The sequence below is a fragment of the Paenarthrobacter sp. NPDC018779 genome, from assembly GCF_044391085.1.
Classification (GTDB): Bacteria; Actinomycetota; Actinomycetes; order Actinomycetales; family Micrococcaceae; genus Arthrobacter.
Window position 1 is genome coordinate 100,011 of the sequence record NZ_JBIRZS010000002.1, and the last position, 14,697, is coordinate 114,707.

Annotated in this window: 15 protein-coding genes and 1 pseudogene; 7 read left to right on the forward strand and 9 right to left on the reverse strand. The window is 65.3% G+C overall.

Going from position 1 to position 14,697, the window contains the following annotated elements; translation table 11 throughout:
• Position 1: 1 nt before the first annotated feature.
• The 4 genes from zapE to ACH488_RS02815 form a co-directional block, all read right to left on the reverse strand.
• Positions 2-703, reverse strand: coding sequence for an AFG1/ZapE family ATPase (gene zapE / locus ACH488_RS02800; RefSeq protein ID WP_397322119.1), 702 nt, complete (start codon positions 701-703; stop codon positions 2-4).
• Positions 704-980: 277 nt separating this feature from the next.
• Positions 981-1,976, reverse strand: a complete 996-nt coding sequence (gene corA, locus ACH488_RS02805; RefSeq protein WP_397322121.1) for a magnesium/cobalt transporter CorA — start codon at positions 1,974-1,976, stop codon at positions 981-983.
• Between the two features lie 10 nt (positions 1,977-1,986).
• A complete protein-coding gene (locus ACH488_RS02810) occupies positions 1,987-2,412 on the reverse strand; it encodes a DUF1761 domain-containing protein (RefSeq protein ID WP_397322122.1) in 426 nt (141 codons plus the stop codon).
• Positions 2,413-2,422: 10 nt separating this feature from the next.
• A complete protein-coding gene (locus tag ACH488_RS02815; RefSeq protein ID WP_397322124.1) occupies positions 2,423-2,938 on the reverse strand; it encodes an Lrp/AsnC family transcriptional regulator in 516 nt (171 codons plus the stop codon).
• A 169-nt stretch (positions 2,939-3,107) separates the two neighbouring features.
• Here ACH488_RS02815 and ACH488_RS02820 point away from each other — a divergent pair, with 169 nt between their 5' ends.
• A complete protein-coding gene (locus tag ACH488_RS02820) occupies positions 3,108-4,340 on the forward strand; it encodes an MFS transporter (protein WP_397322125.1) in 1,233 nt (410 codons plus the stop codon).
• 12 nt (positions 4,341-4,352) lie between these two features.
• Here the strand turns inward: ACH488_RS02820 and ACH488_RS02825 are convergent, their stop codons facing one another.
• Genes ACH488_RS02825 through ACH488_RS02835 form a run of 3 tightly spaced genes read right to left on the reverse strand, consistent with a single transcriptional unit; the run spans position 4,353 to position 6,808 of the window.
• The gene (locus ACH488_RS02825; RefSeq protein ID WP_397322126.1) at positions 4,353-4,859 is read right to left on the reverse strand and encodes an Lrp/AsnC family transcriptional regulator; all 507 of its coding nucleotides are present in this window, start codon (positions 4,857-4,859) and stop codon (positions 4,353-4,355) included.
• 52 nt (positions 4,860-4,911) lie between these two features.
• Positions 4,912-5,550, reverse strand: coding sequence for a TMEM175 family protein (locus tag ACH488_RS02830; RefSeq protein ID WP_397322128.1), 639 nt, complete (start codon positions 5,548-5,550; stop codon positions 4,912-4,914).
• Between the two features lie 31 nt (positions 5,551-5,581).
• Positions 5,582-6,808 carry an MFS transporter gene (locus ACH488_RS02835; protein WP_397322130.1) on the reverse strand — a complete coding sequence of 409 codons (1,227 nt, stop codon included), beginning with the start codon at positions 6,806-6,808 and terminating at the stop codon, positions 5,582-5,584.
• 92 nt (positions 6,809-6,900) lie between these two features.
• Here ACH488_RS02835 and ACH488_RS02840 point away from each other — a divergent pair, with 92 nt between their 5' ends.
• Positions 6,901-7,875 carry a LysR substrate-binding domain-containing protein gene (locus ACH488_RS02840; protein WP_397322513.1) on the forward strand — a complete coding sequence of 325 codons (975 nt, stop codon included), beginning with the start codon at positions 6,901-6,903 and terminating at the stop codon, positions 7,873-7,875.
• Here ACH488_RS02840 and ACH488_RS02845 read toward each other — a convergent pair.
• Positions 7,850-8,875: a nitronate monooxygenase gene (locus ACH488_RS02845; RefSeq protein ID WP_397322132.1), complete on the reverse strand. Its 1,026-nt coding sequence runs from the start codon at positions 8,873-8,875 to the stop codon at positions 7,850-7,852. The genes ACH488_RS02840 and ACH488_RS02845 overlap by 26 nt on opposite strands.
• A 39-nt stretch (positions 8,876-8,914) precedes the next feature.
• Here ACH488_RS02845 and ACH488_RS02850 point away from each other — a divergent pair, with 39 nt between their 5' ends.
• A complete protein-coding gene (locus ACH488_RS02850) occupies positions 8,915-9,859 on the forward strand; it encodes an N-acetylglucosamine kinase (protein WP_397322134.1) in 945 nt (314 codons plus the stop codon).
• A gap of 67 nt (positions 9,860-9,926) precedes the next feature.
• Here the strand turns inward: ACH488_RS02850 and ACH488_RS02855 are convergent, their stop codons facing one another.
• A complete protein-coding gene (locus ACH488_RS02855; RefSeq protein WP_397322136.1) occupies positions 9,927-10,943 on the reverse strand; it encodes a pirin family protein in 1,017 nt (338 codons plus the stop codon).
• Between the two features lie 142 nt (positions 10,944-11,085).
• On the opposite strand from ACH488_RS02855, the pseudogene ACH488_RS02860 reads away from it, so the two are divergent.
• The 4 genes and pseudogenes from ACH488_RS02860 to rsgA form a co-directional block, all read left to right on the forward strand.
• A pseudogene (locus ACH488_RS02860) lies at positions 11,086-12,411 on the forward strand (beta-galactosidase); the annotation flags it as partial.
• Positions 12,412-12,418: 7 nt separating this feature from the next.
• Positions 12,419-12,790, forward strand: coding sequence for a hypothetical protein (locus tag ACH488_RS02865; RefSeq protein ID WP_397322514.1), 372 nt, complete (start codon positions 12,419-12,421; stop codon positions 12,788-12,790).
• 31 nt (positions 12,791-12,821) lie between these two features.
• Positions 12,822-13,286, forward strand: coding sequence for an NUDIX hydrolase (locus ACH488_RS02870; protein ID WP_397322138.1), 465 nt, complete (start codon positions 12,822-12,824; stop codon positions 13,284-13,286).
• 274 nt (positions 13,287-13,560) lie between these two features.
• On the forward strand, positions 13,561-14,676 hold the full coding sequence (gene rsgA / locus ACH488_RS02875; RefSeq protein ID WP_397322139.1) for a ribosome small subunit-dependent GTPase A: 1,116 nt from the start codon (positions 13,561-13,563) through the stop codon (positions 14,674-14,676).
• The last annotated feature ends 21 nt before the right edge of the window (positions 14,677-14,697 follow it).

The following is a 14,697-nucleotide window of genomic DNA, read 5'->3' on the forward strand; positions in this document are numbered from 1 at the left end:
GTCAGCTTCCGGCGGGCCCTTCGTTGTCTGTGTCCGCCGCGGATCGGCCCAGGAGGGAGAGCCTGCTGGCGATCCGTGCCAGGTCGACTGGCTGGACGTCGTCGGTCCCGGCCACGTCCCAGTCGAGTGGGCCGGCACCCACCAGGAACAGGGTGATGTCCTGGTCGTACAGCACGTCCACCGCATTGCTGAACCTTTGCCAGGCGGGCGCCATGGAGGCGTCGGCATGTGCCGGCGAAGGTACGTCGTCGATCACCCAGGCCTTGTAGGCATCGGCCAGGGCCAGGTAATCCGCCGTCGATGTCAGGCCAGCGAACAGGGACCCGAAGCTGACCCAGAGGAGGTCCGGATCTGCGTTCTTCACCACCACCGGCTGGGTGGTGGGCGTGAGGACCCGGCTCCGCGAGGCCGGTGGCACGAACAGTCCCAGCCGGCCCAGTTGATGGGCAGAGCCGGGGCAGATGATCCGTCCGGAGCTGAACGCCGGGGGAGCAGCGTCCAGGGAAGAACCGGCCACAGGGTACCGCCGGAAATCCGAGGGCCCGTTGATCACCAGGATGTCCATCATGTCCTTGACGGCTTCGATGGTGGGAAGAAAGTGATCATGCCACAGGGGATTGGGCAGCAACTCGTCAGGGGCGTAGTTGGAGGTAACCAGCAGGGGCACGTGGCGTTGCGCGGCGGTGCGCAGCAGACGAGCCATGAACATCCCGTCTCCAACATCGTGGACGTGGAACTCGTCGAAGAACAGCCGTGAAGGTAGATGCTCCGCGGCGTCCTGGCCCGCGTGACCGTTGTGGGTAAAGCCCGACGCCGGCCGGTCACCGATGCGCCGAAAGCCGCCAATCGCTCAGCTGCTGCCCGCTGGCTCGGCTCGAGCGCGAAACCAGAGCGTCCGGCGTCGTGCTCTATTGCTGCCAGCAGGGCAGCGCTGACTGCCTTGGGCCTTTGGCGCTGCCAGGCCCCTGGAAGGGGTGGCGTCAAAGCCATCCCTTCCTTTTGAAGATCACGTACATCATGAGTGCCGCGCCCACCATGAGGCCCACCGCCATCGGGTAGCCGACCACCCAGTGCAATTCGGGCATGTAGTCGAAGTTCATGCCGTAGACCCCGGCCACAAACGACGGGGCGAAGAAGATTGCAGCCCAGGAGGAGATCTTCTTGACTTGCTCGTTCTGCGCTGCGCTCGCCTCGTTTTGGCGGTTGGCGGTGAGGGTGCCGTCCAGCGTGAGGGCGTTCTGAAGGAGGTCGCGGAAGGAGTTGGCCCGGGATATCACGTGCTTGACGTGGTCCTCGACGTCTCGCAGGGAGCGTTGGAGCTCAATATCCACACCGTACTTTTCAAAGCCCTTTTCGAGCAGGGTCATCATCTCCGGCAGGGGATGGATGGCGCGCTGGAACTGGATCACTTCGCGGGCGAGTTCGTAGATCCGTCGGGAGACCGTGGAGTCTCCGCTGAAGAGCTGGTCCTCGATCTCGTCGATGTCGTTTTCCAGGCCGGCCACGACGGGAGCGTAGTCGTCCACCACCTGGTCGAGGAGCGCGTAGAGCACGGCCTCGGGACCGTGGCGCAGGAGGTCCGGGCGGTCTTCCAACCGGTGCCGGACCCGCGCTACGCCCGCTGTTTCCGCGTGGCGGATGGTGACCACGAAATTGGGGCCGGTGAAGACGTGGAGTTCGCCGAACTCCACGGTTTCGGTTTCGTCCAGGTACCTCGCGGGCCGCAGGACGGTGAAGAGGTTGTTGTCGTACCGTTCCAGCTTGGGCCGCTGGTGGGCGGAGACAGCGTCTTCGACGGCGAGTTCGTGGAGGCCGAACTCCGCGGCGACGCCTGCCATTTCCTCTTGCGTGGGCCGGTACAACCCAATCCAGGCCATGCCTCCGTGCCTGGCAAGTGTCTCGAATGTTTGCTCCAGGCTCTCCGGAGTGGCGGTGCGTACGCCGTCTACGTAGACGGCGTTATCGATGATGGTCACGGGCAGAAGGCTACTGTATGGCTCCGATGATGGCGCCCGCGATTGCGAGTGCCACTACGTCGTGGCCAGAGTCGATCACTGTGACTGCCGTGGGCCGGCCGGCGAAGCCGTTGTGGATCACGTGGCCGCCGGCCCGGAAGACCAAGGCAATGATGATGCCGAAGAAGGCGCCCGCCCAGAAGGTGTTGAGGTCCAGTGCACTGATCAGGACTGCGAGGAGGATGCTGGTCAGGGCGGAGGCAAGCATCATGGGGACCCAGATGCCCACGCCGCCGTCAATGTTCTTGAGGTCTTCTTCTGTCTTGCCGATGGCCTGCATCCATCGCTTGCCCAGGACGGATGGCATGTACCAGACGAACCCCACAACCATGCTGGAAACGAATGCCAGCAGCACGGCCAGCCAGTTGATCTGTGAAATGTGTGAAAGCCAATCCATGCTAAAAATCCTAGGACCCTGGAAGGGGGTTGGAGTGCTCCTGCTTGCTGCGTGTTGACGTGGCCGTCATCCGGCTGATCAATGGCTCGGTCCGGTAGGGGATATGCGTATGGAGGGCAAGCACCGTCTCGGTCCGGATCACGCCCTTGGTCTTGAGCACCGAGCGTAGGGCCGACTGGAGATTGTGGGTGTCCGTAGCCACGACGCGGCACCACAGATCGCCGCGACCGGAGATCTCGTGCACTTCCAGGACCTGGGGGATCAGGCGGAGTGCGCCGATAACGCCGTCGAGCTCGCGGTGGGTGACCTCGATGGTCACGAAGGCCACCACGTCGTAGCCCACCTTCTCCAAGTCGACTTCCCGGCCGGCGGCCTGCAGGACCCCTGAACGCAGAAGGCGCTTGACTCGGCTTTGCGCAGTGTTCCTGGCGATGCCCAGCGAATCACTGAGTTCGGCGATCTGGACCCGAGGGTCCCTGATGAGTTCGAGCAGGATTTTCAGGTCCAGCGGGTCAAGACTGTTCATATGGTCACTCCGGCTCATTTAGGCGAGGCATCTTTGCATATTTCGCTCAATCCTGTCATGGATTCGATGCGTTGCGCTCAGTAATAGGCCATTCTGTTGCCACCAATACATGCCTCGCCAGCTGTCCCACAAGGACCCGCCGGCACGGCACTTGATCGAAGGCACGGAAATGACTGTCTTGAGTGAACTCCGCATGCGTCCGGCCACCGCCGGGCGATGGGGATGGGATGCCAGTACCACTGCGCGGCTGGTCCTCGCGGGCGTAGTGATCTTCTCGTTGCTGGTTGGTGCCAACCTCGCAACGCCGTTGTATCCCTTGCTGCAGGCCCGCTTGGGTTTGTCATCGCTGGATGTCACCGTGGCCTTTTCCAGTTACGTCCTCGCCCTGGTGGCTGTCCTGGTCCTGGCCGGCCATTGGTCGGACCACATCGGCCGTCGGGCCGCCCTGGTCCTGGCTGTCCTGGTGGGCTTGGCAGGCGGGGCTGTCTTTGCCGCTGCGGACAGCCTCCTGATGTTGTCTGCCGGCCGTGCCCTCCAAGGCGTGGCCGTGGGCCTTGCTACGGGTGCAAGCTCTGCCGCGTTGCGGGAACTGTTGCCGCACAGGCCGGACTGGGCTTCGCGCTTCACGCTTTTGTCCTCCGCTGGAGGCGTCGCTGCGGGTCCTGTGATCGGCGGCTTGCTATCCCTCCTCCCGGACCCCACGCGTACCCCGTATTATGTCCACGCCGGAATCCTCCTGGCGGCGCTGGTGCCGCTGTGGCTCCTGAAGGCCCGGCCCGCTATTGCGCCGGCTGCGGGAAAGCCGGCGTTCAAAGTGCTCGCCCCGCGGCGTCCGGCGGTTTCACGGAGTGCACGCGGTGCCTTCTGGATGGCCTCGGCTGTTGGCTTCCTGAGCTTTGCGGTCTTTGGGTTCTGCCTGTCGTTGGCACCTGGTTACTTCGCGTCCGTGGTCCATGCTGATTCCCGGCCGCTGATTGGGCTCCTTGCGGGCTTGACGTTGGGCGCTTCAGCCTTGAGCCAACTGTTGGGCACCCGCGGAAGGTACCAGGTCCCTGTTGCCTTGGCCGTCCTTGGCGTATCAGTGGTCCTGGTGGGCGCTGCCGCTGCGTGGTCCAGCCCGGCGCTGCTGGTCGCTGCCAGCATCACGGCGGGAGCCGGACAGGGTGTGGCCTTCCGCGAGGTCTTCAACGAGGTTGCAGGGAAAGTGGAAGCGGCCCGCCATGCGCAGGTCATCAGCACGGTCTACGTCATCATGTACCTGGGAAGCGCCGTCCCGGTGATGGGGCTGGGACTTGCCGTTGCGGCGGTGGGGCTACAGGCCGCCGTCGTGGGTTTCACTGTCTTGTGCGGAGTGGCAGCGCTGGCGCTCGCGGGCGTGGCGATGCGGGCAGCGCGCGCCTGAGCGGTTCCGTTGCTACTCGGGAAGCGGTCCCCGGTTCCCCGGGATGTGCTGGAACACCATGGTGGTTTCCGTGTGGCCCACCACTGGGTCCGTGGCCAGGTTGTCCAGGAGCCAGTTGCGGAGGTCGTCCGTATTGGCGACGGCGATGTGCAGCAGATAGTCGACGGAACCTGTGGTGTGGAACGTGGAAATCACGGCCGGCAACTTGGGGACACGGGCCGTGAAACGGTCGATCTGGTCGCGGTCGTGGGCGCGCAGGCGGACGGCGATCAGGGCCTGTACTGAGCGGCCAATCGCGGGCAGGCTCAACACGGCTTCGAAGCCCTCAATGATGCCGCGCTCGGAGAGTGCCCTGGTGCGCATGAGGGCTGTGGAAGGAGCAATGCCCACCAGTTCGGCGAGTTGTTTGTTGGAGATCCGGGCGTCGTCCACCAGCGCTGCGAGGATCCGTTCGTCGATGGCATCCAGTGGCTCTGCATTGCCCGATGTGGATCGAACATTCTTCGGGGTGGTGCTCACGGATCCTCCTGAAATTGCCGTCCACCCATCATAACGGTGAATTCCCTGCGATCTAGGCTGCCTTCACCTTCCGGGCGCTCCTGTTGGAGAGCCGCTGGAGGGGTTCGCTCAGCACCATCAGGACCAGGGGAAGGTTGCCGAGGTCCGGGGCGATCAGGGCTACCACGAGCGCAACCAGGAAGAGGGCGGAGACAATTGCGCCCGCCCGTAGGCCGGAAGCGGCCTCGACGTCGTCCAACGTGTGCAGGTCCGGGTGGTGGCGGAGGTAGAGCCGTGCCCCGAGCAGCGTCAGGCTGGTAGCCAGGAGGGTGCCGATGTACACCAAGGGCTGGGCCCAATCGGCGCGCATTTGCGTTGACAGGGCGGTTGCCACGGGCATGCACACGATGGTGAACATCCACGCCACGGTCCACCACAGCAAACCGGAATCGATCCGGCGGACGCTCCGGAACAGCCGGTGGTGGTGCACCCAGAACACGGCGATGAGGAGGAAGCTCAACGCGAAGCCGAGCAGCAAATAGCGTTCATGCTCAAACCATGCGGCCGTGGTGCCTTCCTCATCGGCAAGGTCGCCAACGCTCTCCATGAGCGGCAGGATCAGCAACGTCAGTGCGATGGCCACCACGGCATCCGTAAACGCCTGCAATCTTTCGGGTGAGGAAAGTTCCCGGGGCCTTGTGACCTGTGCCATGCCTCCGATTGTAGGTGGTGGGTGGCGGTTCTCAGCCTGTTGCGCCGGACCTGCCATGGATTGCGGCGGTGACTGCCGCCGTCGTAAGTCCCAAGGCGATGACGCCCAGTGCCAGGGCAGTCCAACCGTAGGCCTGGAAGGCGAGTCCGCCCGCCCAGCCGATCACGCTGGAGCCCAGGTAGTAGGACAGGTTGTACAGCGAAGCCGCCTGGGCCCGCCCCGTAGTGGCGATGGCACCTGTCCACCCCGATCCGACACTGTGCGCTGCGAAGAATCCGCCGGTGAAGACCACCAGGCCCGCCAGCGTGGCAGCGAGGTTGTCCAGGAGGGTGAATGCAAGTCCCGCGGACATGATGGCGATTCCGGCGAGGAGGACGTTCCGCCGTCCAAAGCGGGTGGTCAGTCCGGCCGCCCAGCGCGAGCTCACTGTCCCGGACAGGTACGCCAGGAAGATCAGGCTCACCAAGGTGGCGGGCAGGCCGAACGGCTCGGCGTGGAGCCTGAAGCCGAGGTAGTTGTACACGGCCACGAATCCTCCCATGAGCAGGAACGCCTGCAGATAAAGGGAGAAGAGCCGCGGATTGAGGGCATGACCGCGAAGGGTCCGCAGGGCGCCCTTGAAGCCTTGGACCGGGGCCGGCCTGAATCTGCGCTGCTTGGGGACGAGGACCAGGAACAGGATGGCGGACACTGTGGCGAGCACCGAAACGGCCAGCGCGGCGGCCCGCCATCCCCACGCCTCGCCAACAGGTCCGGCTACGAGGCGCCCGGCCAGGCCGCCCAACGTAGTGCCGGCCACGTAGCTGCCTGCAGCCAGCGCAGTGTGGATTTTGGTGACTTCCTCATTGAGGTAGGCGATGGCGATGGCCGGAATTCCGCCAAGTGCCATGCCTTCCAGGGCACGCAGGCCCAGCAGTACCGGAACGGTGGGTGCCAGCGGAACCAGCAGGCCCAGGACCGTAGCGGCCCCGATACCGAAGGCCATGGCGCGGACCCGCCCAATCCGGTCCGCGACGAAGGACCAGGGCAGCACGGTGACCGCGAGGCCGATGGTGGCAAGGGAGATGCTGAGGGCAGCATCGGCGGCTGAGATATGCAGGTCTGCCGCCATGAGGGGAAGGACTGCCTGGGTGGAGTAGAGCTGGGCAAACGTAGCCACTCCGGCCAGGGCCAAGGCGGCAAGGACCCGACGATAGCCGTTGGATCCTTTGGCGTGTCCGTCCCAGGTGTGGGGCGAAGCTGCTGCTGTATTGGTCACCCGGCCAGATTAGGCTTGGTGCAACTGCGCGTTCCAATGCATGATTTGCTGATAACTCATGCAATTTCGCATCAATGACGCTGGAGAGAACCATGGAGCCGGACCACCAGCAACTGATCCAGCTGCTGCCGCTGTTACCCGTCCTGGCCGAGTTGGGGCGAACCGAACATATGACGGAGACCGCCGAACTCCTTGGTGTTCCGCAATCCACGGTGAGCCGGGCCGTGGCCCGGGCCAGCGCCATCGTCGGGATGGACCTGCTGGTCCGCGACGGCAGGGGAATCCGGCTGACGCCCGCCGCCAAGACGCTCTTGCCTTACATCGAAGCCGCCCTCGAGGACTTCCAAGCCGGCCTGGACAGGGTCAGGCACGAGTCGGACGTGGTGCGAGGCAAGATCGGCGTCTCGTTCCAGCACACGTTCGGCGAGGCCACGTTGCCGCTGCTCATCAGCGCGTTCCGGGCACAGCACCCGAACACCGTTTTTGAGCTGCGGCAAGGCCCGCGGGACGACTGCCTTCAGGAACTGGCAAGGGGCGACGCCGACTTTGCGCTCACCGCGCCCATCGCTCCGGAAGGCAAAGGCATCCGTTCCTTTGCCCTTTACCGCGAGCCGTTGAGGGTGGTGCTCCATTACCGGCACCCCCTGGCAGGACGTACCAGCCTCCACCTTTCCCAGCTTCGCCATGAACCCTACGTCACCCTTCCCGAGGGCGTGGGCCTCCGGGCACTCGGCGAGGCACTGCTCCGGGAGGCCGGCTACCGGCCACGGATCGCCTTCGAAGTGCAGGAGTCCACCACTGTCCGCGGCCTGGTTTCGGCCGGTTTGGGATACAGCATCCTGCCTCCCGCCGGACCCGGCTATGGCACCGGGCAGTTCCTCCCGGAGGCGGAACTGGGGCTGGTGGAGGTGCCCATCGAATCCGATCTGGCCTTCCGTCAGATCGGTTTGGCCTGGAGGGAACGGAGTTTCGAACCAGAGGCGGTGCGGCGTTTCAGGGAACTGGTGGTCAACCGGGGCGGGGAGCTGTTGGCCGAACTGGTCAGAGCCCGTTCAGGAACTCCTTGACCACTGAGGAAGCCGACCCGGTACGCGCCGACCGCCATGCCTCACCCGCCCACAGATTGACCCGGTGAGGATCTGCCGCGGCGGACGCAGCGGCCCGGATGGGTGCCGTCAAATGGTGGATGGCAGGGTAGCCTTCGGGAGCATTCTGGTGATCAGTGACAAAATGGTTGACCAGGGAGCGGGCCCAGCGTCCGGTAAACGCGCGGGTCATGGCTGTCTCGGTGAAGACCGGATCGCCCAAGGCGTCCTTGTGCACCTGCCTGGCTCCGCTCTCGTCCGTGCGCACCAACGCGGTACCCACCTGGGCAGCGTCGGCCCCGGCCGCCAGGACGTCGCGCAGCACGGCGCCGTCACTGATCGAACCTGCCGCAATCAGCGGAAGCCCGACGGCGGCACGCACCTGGGCGAGCAGCCCCGCCGTCGTGCTTTCAGCCCGGGGCCCACCGCTGGTGAGGAAGGCGGCCGTGTGTCCGCCAGCCGTGTGGTGCTGAACCGCGATGGCGTCCGGGCCTTCCTCTGCGGCTGCCAAGGCTTCGTCAACACTCGTGACGCTGGAAATCACTGTTGTTCCGGCTCTTTGCAAGGCCTTGACCACTGCCGTGCCGGGAAGTCCAAAGGCGAAACTGACGAATTCCACGGGATCCGCCAGGAGGGCGTCGATCTTGCCGTGCCAAACGTCGTCATCGTCCAGGCGGAGGGGCGGTACGGTTATGCCGTAACGGGCCGCCTCGGCCTCGAGCTCCGCCCGATAGTCCTCAAGCCGGGCCCTTGCCTCAGCCCCGGGCGGGTGCTGGGCAGGATCCGGGACAAAGACGTTCATTCCGAAACGCAGGCCCGCACTGCGGGCGGCGGTGATTTCCGCCGTCATGGACTCGATGCTCTTGTATCCCGCAGCAAGGAAGCCCAAGCCCCCGCCATCCTGGACTGCCTTCACCAACGCAACAGTGGAGGTGCCACCGGCCATGGGTGCTGCAATGAACGGGGTATGGAACAGGGACATGCGGTTTCTCCTCCGGACGCTCCAAGCTAGTCTTTCACGGTGAACAATCTTGACTCGGACAAGCATTCCCCGTCGTCGCACGAAGCCGCGGCACCCCTGGCCGGAACAGTGATCGGCCTGGACATCGGCGGCACCAAAACGCGCGGCGTGCGTTTCGAGGACGGAACGCCTGTTCGTGACGAGAGCGCCGGAAGTTCCAACGTCCAGAACGTCACCCGGGACCAGGCCAAAGCCAACCTTGCCGAACTGTTCGCCAAGATCGGCGGCGGCAGTGTTGCCGAGGTCTACGCCGGTTCCGGCGGCATTGACACTGACGAGGACGCGCAGGCGCTCGCAGACCTGATCGCCCCGCACGTACCGGGCGCCCGCATCACGGTTGTCCACGATTCCAGGCTGCTCCTGGCAGCCGGTGGCGCAAGCACGGGCGTAGCGGTCATTGCGGGGACGGGTTCGGCTGCCTGGGGCAGGAACCAGGCCGGCGAGGAAGCCCGCGCCGGTGGCTGGGGGTACCTGTTGGGCGACGAAGGCAGCGGTTACTGGTTGGGCCGCGAGGCTGTCCGCCACAGCCTCCGCCGCATGAACCAGGGCCTTGAACCTGACGTGTTGAGCCGGGCCTTGCTGGAGTCGTGCGGGGTGGACGAACCCGGCAAGCTCATCGCCCTGTTCCATTCCCCAGAGACAGGCCGTCGATTCTGGGCGCAGCAAGCACGTTTGGTGGTGGAAGCCGCGGAGTCCGGTGACGAGACGTCCGTGTCCCTGGTGAACCAGGCGGGCAGGGATCTTGCCGACCTCGCCGCCCAGGCCGTGCGGCAGTTGGGCATCGATGGGCCCGTGATCCTTGGCAGCGGCCTGGGCATGAACGTGGTCCGGCTTCAGGAAGCTTTCAGGGGAAGGCTCGCCGAGGCGGGGATAGCCGACGTGCGGATCCTGCAGCAGGACCCGGTTTTCGGTGTTCCCCGGCTCGTGGCCGAACAGCGCGCCTGACCGGGGCAGGGCCGCAGCGCGTCAGCCACGCGTCGGCTCGGCCGCGGCTCGTCAGCCGCGGGTCGGCTCAGCCTCTGGTCCGCGGGCGTAGCTTGACCCCCGGAAGTGGCGGCGCCGGTATGCGGCCGGCCTCGGCTCCCGCATCCGGTCCGTGGCCGTGGACCAGGCCGAAGCGGGCGGTGGCGGCAGCGTCGTCGTCGAGCAATCCCTCGGCCTCCCACTCCTGGCGCGCCTGTTCCACTTCCTCGTGGGTGCGTCCCACGAAGTTCCACCACATCAGCAGGTCTTCGCCGAACGGTTCTCCGCCCAGGAGCATGAACCGGGTGTCCGGGGTGGCGTCGACCGTCAACGAGTGCCTGCCCGCACCCAGGTAGGCGAGCGGACCGGGTGCAACGGTTTCTCCGTCGATGACCAGCTGCCCGTCCAACACCAGGACGGCATGCTCAAAGTCCGCGCGCAGCGGGAGCCCAAGCGTTCCCGTGCCGGTGATGTCCGCGCCGACGATCGGGCTGAACATGGTGGCGGGGGAGCGCTGGCCGGCGAACTCGCCCACCATCACTGTGGCGGTGTAGCCCTCGCCTACGGCGACGGGAAGTTCGCGGTGCTGTTCGAAGGTTGGTTCGCGGTGCCGGTGGGCGTCGGGAAGGGCAACCCACAACTGCAGTCCGCGGGAGACCGGGACGTCTTCCGGCGAACCGACGGGCTCCGGGAGGACGGAGAACTCCGAGTGGGAGATGCCGCGGCCGGCCGTCATGATGTTGAGTTCCCCGGGTTGGACCACCACGTCGCTTCCCACGCTGTCGCGGTGCCGCACGGCTCCTTCCAGCGGCCACGTGACCGTCTGCAGGCCGCAGTGCGGATGGGGGAGCACGCTCATGGCAACCCGGTCCGGGCCGAAGCTGTCCAGGAAACACCAGGCGCCCACCGTGGGCAACCCGCGTTGCGGCAGGGTGCGGTAGACGTTCATGGCGCGAACGCCGCCCAAGGGAACCTCACGCTCAGGCCATAACTGGACGCACGGCCCCTGGCTTTCAGGAGCGGCGGGGCATACCTGCTCTGCGGGAGCAGTATCCAGATTGGTCATGTGTCATCACCTGTGCATAAATGTTGGAAATTGAGCTAATCTGTTCCGTGTGAACAACGCCCTTCTGAGCTACCGTGACGCCGTCCTCTACCGTTCGGGTGAACCGTACCGCATCCTCGCTGGAGCCATCCACTACTTCCGCGTGCACCCGGATCTCTGGCGTGACCGGCTGCGTCGGCTCAAGGCGATGGGCGCCAATACGGTGGACACCTACGTGGCGTGGAACTTCCACCAGCCTACGCGCGGGCAAGCTCCGGACTTCACCGGTTGGCGGGACCTGGGACGCTTCATTGACACTGCCTCCGAGGAAGGCCTGGAGGTCATCGTCCGGCCCGGGCCGTACATCTGCGCCGAGTGGGACAACGGTGGCTTCCCCGCCTGGCTCACTGGCATTCCGGGTATTGGCCTGCGATGCCTGGATCCTGCGTTTACTGGGGCCATAGAGGAGTGGTTCGGCCACCTGCTGCCCATCATTGCCTCCCGCCAGGCCTCCGCGGGCGGCCCCGTGGTTGCAGTCCAGATCGAGAACGAATACGGCAGCTACGGCGATGACCACGAGTACATCCGCTGGAACCGCCGCGTGCTCGAGGACGGCGGGATCACTGAGCTGCTGTTCACGGCCGACGGCGGAACAGACTATTTCCTTGATGGCGGTTCGGTTGAGGGCACCTGGGCGACGGCGACGCTCGGGAGCCGCGGTGACGAGGCCATCGAAACGTGGAAGCGACGCCGGCCGGGCGAGCCGTTCTTCAACGTTGAGTTCTGGGGTGGGTGGTTTGACCACTGGGGCGAACACCACCACCGCCGCGATGCCGCCGATGCTGCCGCCGAAGCCCGGAAAATGCTCGACGCCGGTGGGTCCTTGTGCGTGTACATGGCCCACGGTGGAACCAACTTTGGCCTCGGATCCGGCAGCAACCACGACGGCACCATGCTCCAGCCGACGGTCACGAGCTACGACTCCGATGCCCCGATCGCCGAAAACGGTGAGTTGACGCCCAAGTTCCACGCCCTTCGCAGGGAGTTCTACCGCGCACAGGGCATCGATGACCTGCCCGAACTTCCCGCTGGACTGCTGACGGCGGCTCCTGTCCTCCCGGCGCAGTCGCTGCCGTTGACGGCTGGCCGGGGTCCTTTGGACATCGCCAGGGAAGCAGCGTCGCCAGTTGCCAGCGTCAAGCCCCTCACCTTCGAGCAGCTGGGGCTCGACGGCGGCATGGTCCTTTATGCGGCCGAGGCCATCCTCCCGGGACGCCCTGATGCTCCTACGGAGAGCCGCCTCAAGATCATGGGCCTCCACGACCGTGCCTACATCTGGGTGGACGGAGCGTATGTGGGAGTCCTGGATGACCAAAACGCGGACGAGGGGCTGACCCTTACCGGAACAGGTATCCCGGCAAAGCTGGAAATCCTCGTGGAAAACCTGGGCCGCATCAACTACGGACCGTTCACGGGCCAGGGCAAGGGCATCCTGGGTGGCGTGCTCATCAACCAGCGCTACACCTTCCACTGGACCCAAACGCCGGTTTCCCTGGGCGAATGGGCAGAAGAGGACCTCGTGGGCCCTCCCCGAAGCAGCGTTCACTGCCCAGGAACCCGCAGACACCTACATTGCGCTCCCGGAATCCACCAAAGGCTTCGTCTGGCTCAACGGCTTTCTCCTGGGCAGGTACTGGAAAAAGGGACCGCAGGTAACCCTCTATGCCCCGGCGCCTTTGTTGAGGTCGGGACGCAACAGCATCCGGGTGCTGGAACTCGGCGACCCGGGTGCCGTCATCGAGCTTCGGGAGAAACCGGACCTCGGGCCGGAACAAGCTGGTCCCATCGGCGCGGCCGATCTTACGTAGCCCGGCCCGGGCAGCGAACTATGCTGGCTCAATGAGCCTGGACTTCGACACCCGCCCTGCTGCCTACGCCGTCATTATTCAGGAAGGCAAGATCCTCCTGGCGTACTGGAAGCAGGACGACAAGGAAGGATGGACCCTCCCCGGAGGAGGGCTGGACCTGGCCGAGCACCCCGTGGATGGCTGCCGCCGCGAGGTCCTGGAGGAAACAGGCTACGAGGCGCGGATCCACGGAATGCTCGGCATCGATGTGGGCCATTGGCCCAGGGAAGCCCAGCCGGACGGAACAACCCGTGACTTCCAGGCGCTGCGGCTGGTCTATGAAGCCTCCATCACTGCCGGGGAATTGACGCACGAGGTGGACGGCAGCACCACCCATGCTGCTTGGATCCCCCTTGAGGATGTGGGCAAGCTCAACCGGGTGTCGCTGGTGGATGTGGCCCTCCGCTTGGAGCGGGAACGCCCGCTGGATGGAAAGCTCGCCGCACAGGATTCCTGAAAGGGTAGCCACATCCGGCGGGCCTGAGTACGCTGGAGGTCGTTGCCGGCCGATCAACAGCCGGCCTGGATGCCGAGGAGGTGGATTTGATGACTGCCATAGTCCTGCGCGCCCCGCACAGTTCGCACAGTGCAGCGGCGCACCGTCACTCCACCATTCCTGTCCCGGCATCCGCCTGCCTCTAGCCAGGTGGCCGGGCCTCAGCAGAGGCTACCGATTGAATACTCACGCTTCATCAAGCGACACCCTTTTTCCTGCTACCAACCGTCTCCTCGTGGAGTACGGTTACAACCCCGGCGTTGCCCAACTCTTTGCGGACCATTCCTTGACGGGACCTATGGCTTCCGCCGCAGACGCTTCGCCGGGCCGGATCGTCCGACTGGACAGAAACCACGTCCTGGTCGCTTCAGGCGACGGGCTGCTGCATTTGCCCTACCCGCGCCGCGGCCTCCTCCCAGCAACGGGTGACTGGGTGTGGTTGGGGCGCAACGCGGCCGGTGAGCCGGCCGTCGTCGGGGTTCTGCCGCGCCGTTCCGCACTGAGCCGCAAGCGCGCTTTTGAGTCCTCCTCGGAGGAACAGATCCTCGGTGCGAACATCGACATCGTGGCCGTGGTGGTTCCCATGGACCGGCCGCTGACCCACAACCGCCTGGAAAGGACGCTCGTGGCCGCCTGGGATTCCGGTGCCACACCCCTGGTGGTCATCACCAAGGCCGACCTCGCAAACCTGGCGGACGATGTTGTGGGCGAGGTCATCCACCAAGCAGCCGGAGTGGAAGTGGTCACGACGTCCGCCGAACACGGCGACGGCCTGGATGAACTCCTCCGCCACATCCCGCAAGGGTCAACCTTGGTGATGCTTGGCCCCTCCGGTGCAGGCAAGTCCACCCTGATCAACGCCCTGGTGGGTCGCGGAGTCCAGGAAACCGGCGCGGTTCGTGCCGGCGATGGCAAGGGCAGGCACACCACCACGTCCCGCGAGCTGGTTCCGTTGCCGGGCGGCGCGGTCCTGATGGACACGCCGGGCGTCCGTGGCTTCGGCCTCTTCGACGCGGATGACGGCATGGACGAAATGTTCGGCGACCTTGAAGAACTCTTTGGGCGATGCAGGTTCGCCGACTGCTCCCACCAGGCTGAGCCGGGGTGCGCCGTGCTGGAAGCCTTGGCCAACGAATCATTGGACCAGCGCCGGTGGGCCAGCTACCTCAAGCTCCAGCGGGAGCTCGCTGCACTGAACCGGAAACACGATGCAGCCGCGCGTCGTGCTTACCAGCGCGAGTGGCACCAGAAGGTGGTTTCCGCCGAACGCGGACAACGGGCGTCCGAGCGATACCGCCACGATGCCGCCGAGGAAAGGAGCGGAAGGAACCCCAAACGCCGGAAACGGTGAACATTGCCGATTCATTACGGA

Coding starts and splice junctions, on each gene's coding strand:
- zapE (WP_397322119.1), bottom strand. CDS start 703: ATGGCTCGTCTGCTGCGCACCGCCGCGCAACGCCACGTGCCCCTGCTG.
- ACH488_RS02810 (WP_397322122.1), bottom strand. CDS start 2,412: ATGGATTGGCTTTCACACATTTCACAGATCAACTGGCTGGCCGTGCTG.
- ACH488_RS02815 (WP_397322124.1), bottom strand. CDS start 2,938: ATGAACAGTCTTGACCCGCTGGACCTGAAAATCCTGCTCGAACTCATC.
- ACH488_RS02820 (WP_397322125.1), top strand. CDS start 3,108: ATGACTGTCTTGAGTGAACTCCGCATGCGTCCGGCCACCGCCGGGCGA.
- ACH488_RS02830 (WP_397322128.1), bottom strand. CDS start 5,550: ATGGCACAGGTCACAAGGCCCCGGGAACTTTCCTCACCCGAAAGATTG.
- ACH488_RS02840 (WP_397322513.1), top strand. CDS start 6,901: ATGGAGCCGGACCACCAGCAACTGATCCAGCTGCTGCCGCTGTTACCC.
- ACH488_RS02845 (WP_397322132.1), bottom strand. CDS start 8,875: ATGTCCCTGTTCCATACCCCGTTCATTGCAGCACCCATGGCCGGTGGC.
- ACH488_RS02855 (WP_397322136.1), bottom strand. CDS start 10,943: ATGACCAATCTGGATACTGCTCCCGCAGAGCAGGTATGCCCCGCCGCT.
- ACH488_RS02870 (WP_397322138.1), top strand. CDS start 12,822: ATGAGCCTGGACTTCGACACCCGCCCTGCTGCCTACGCCGTCATTATT.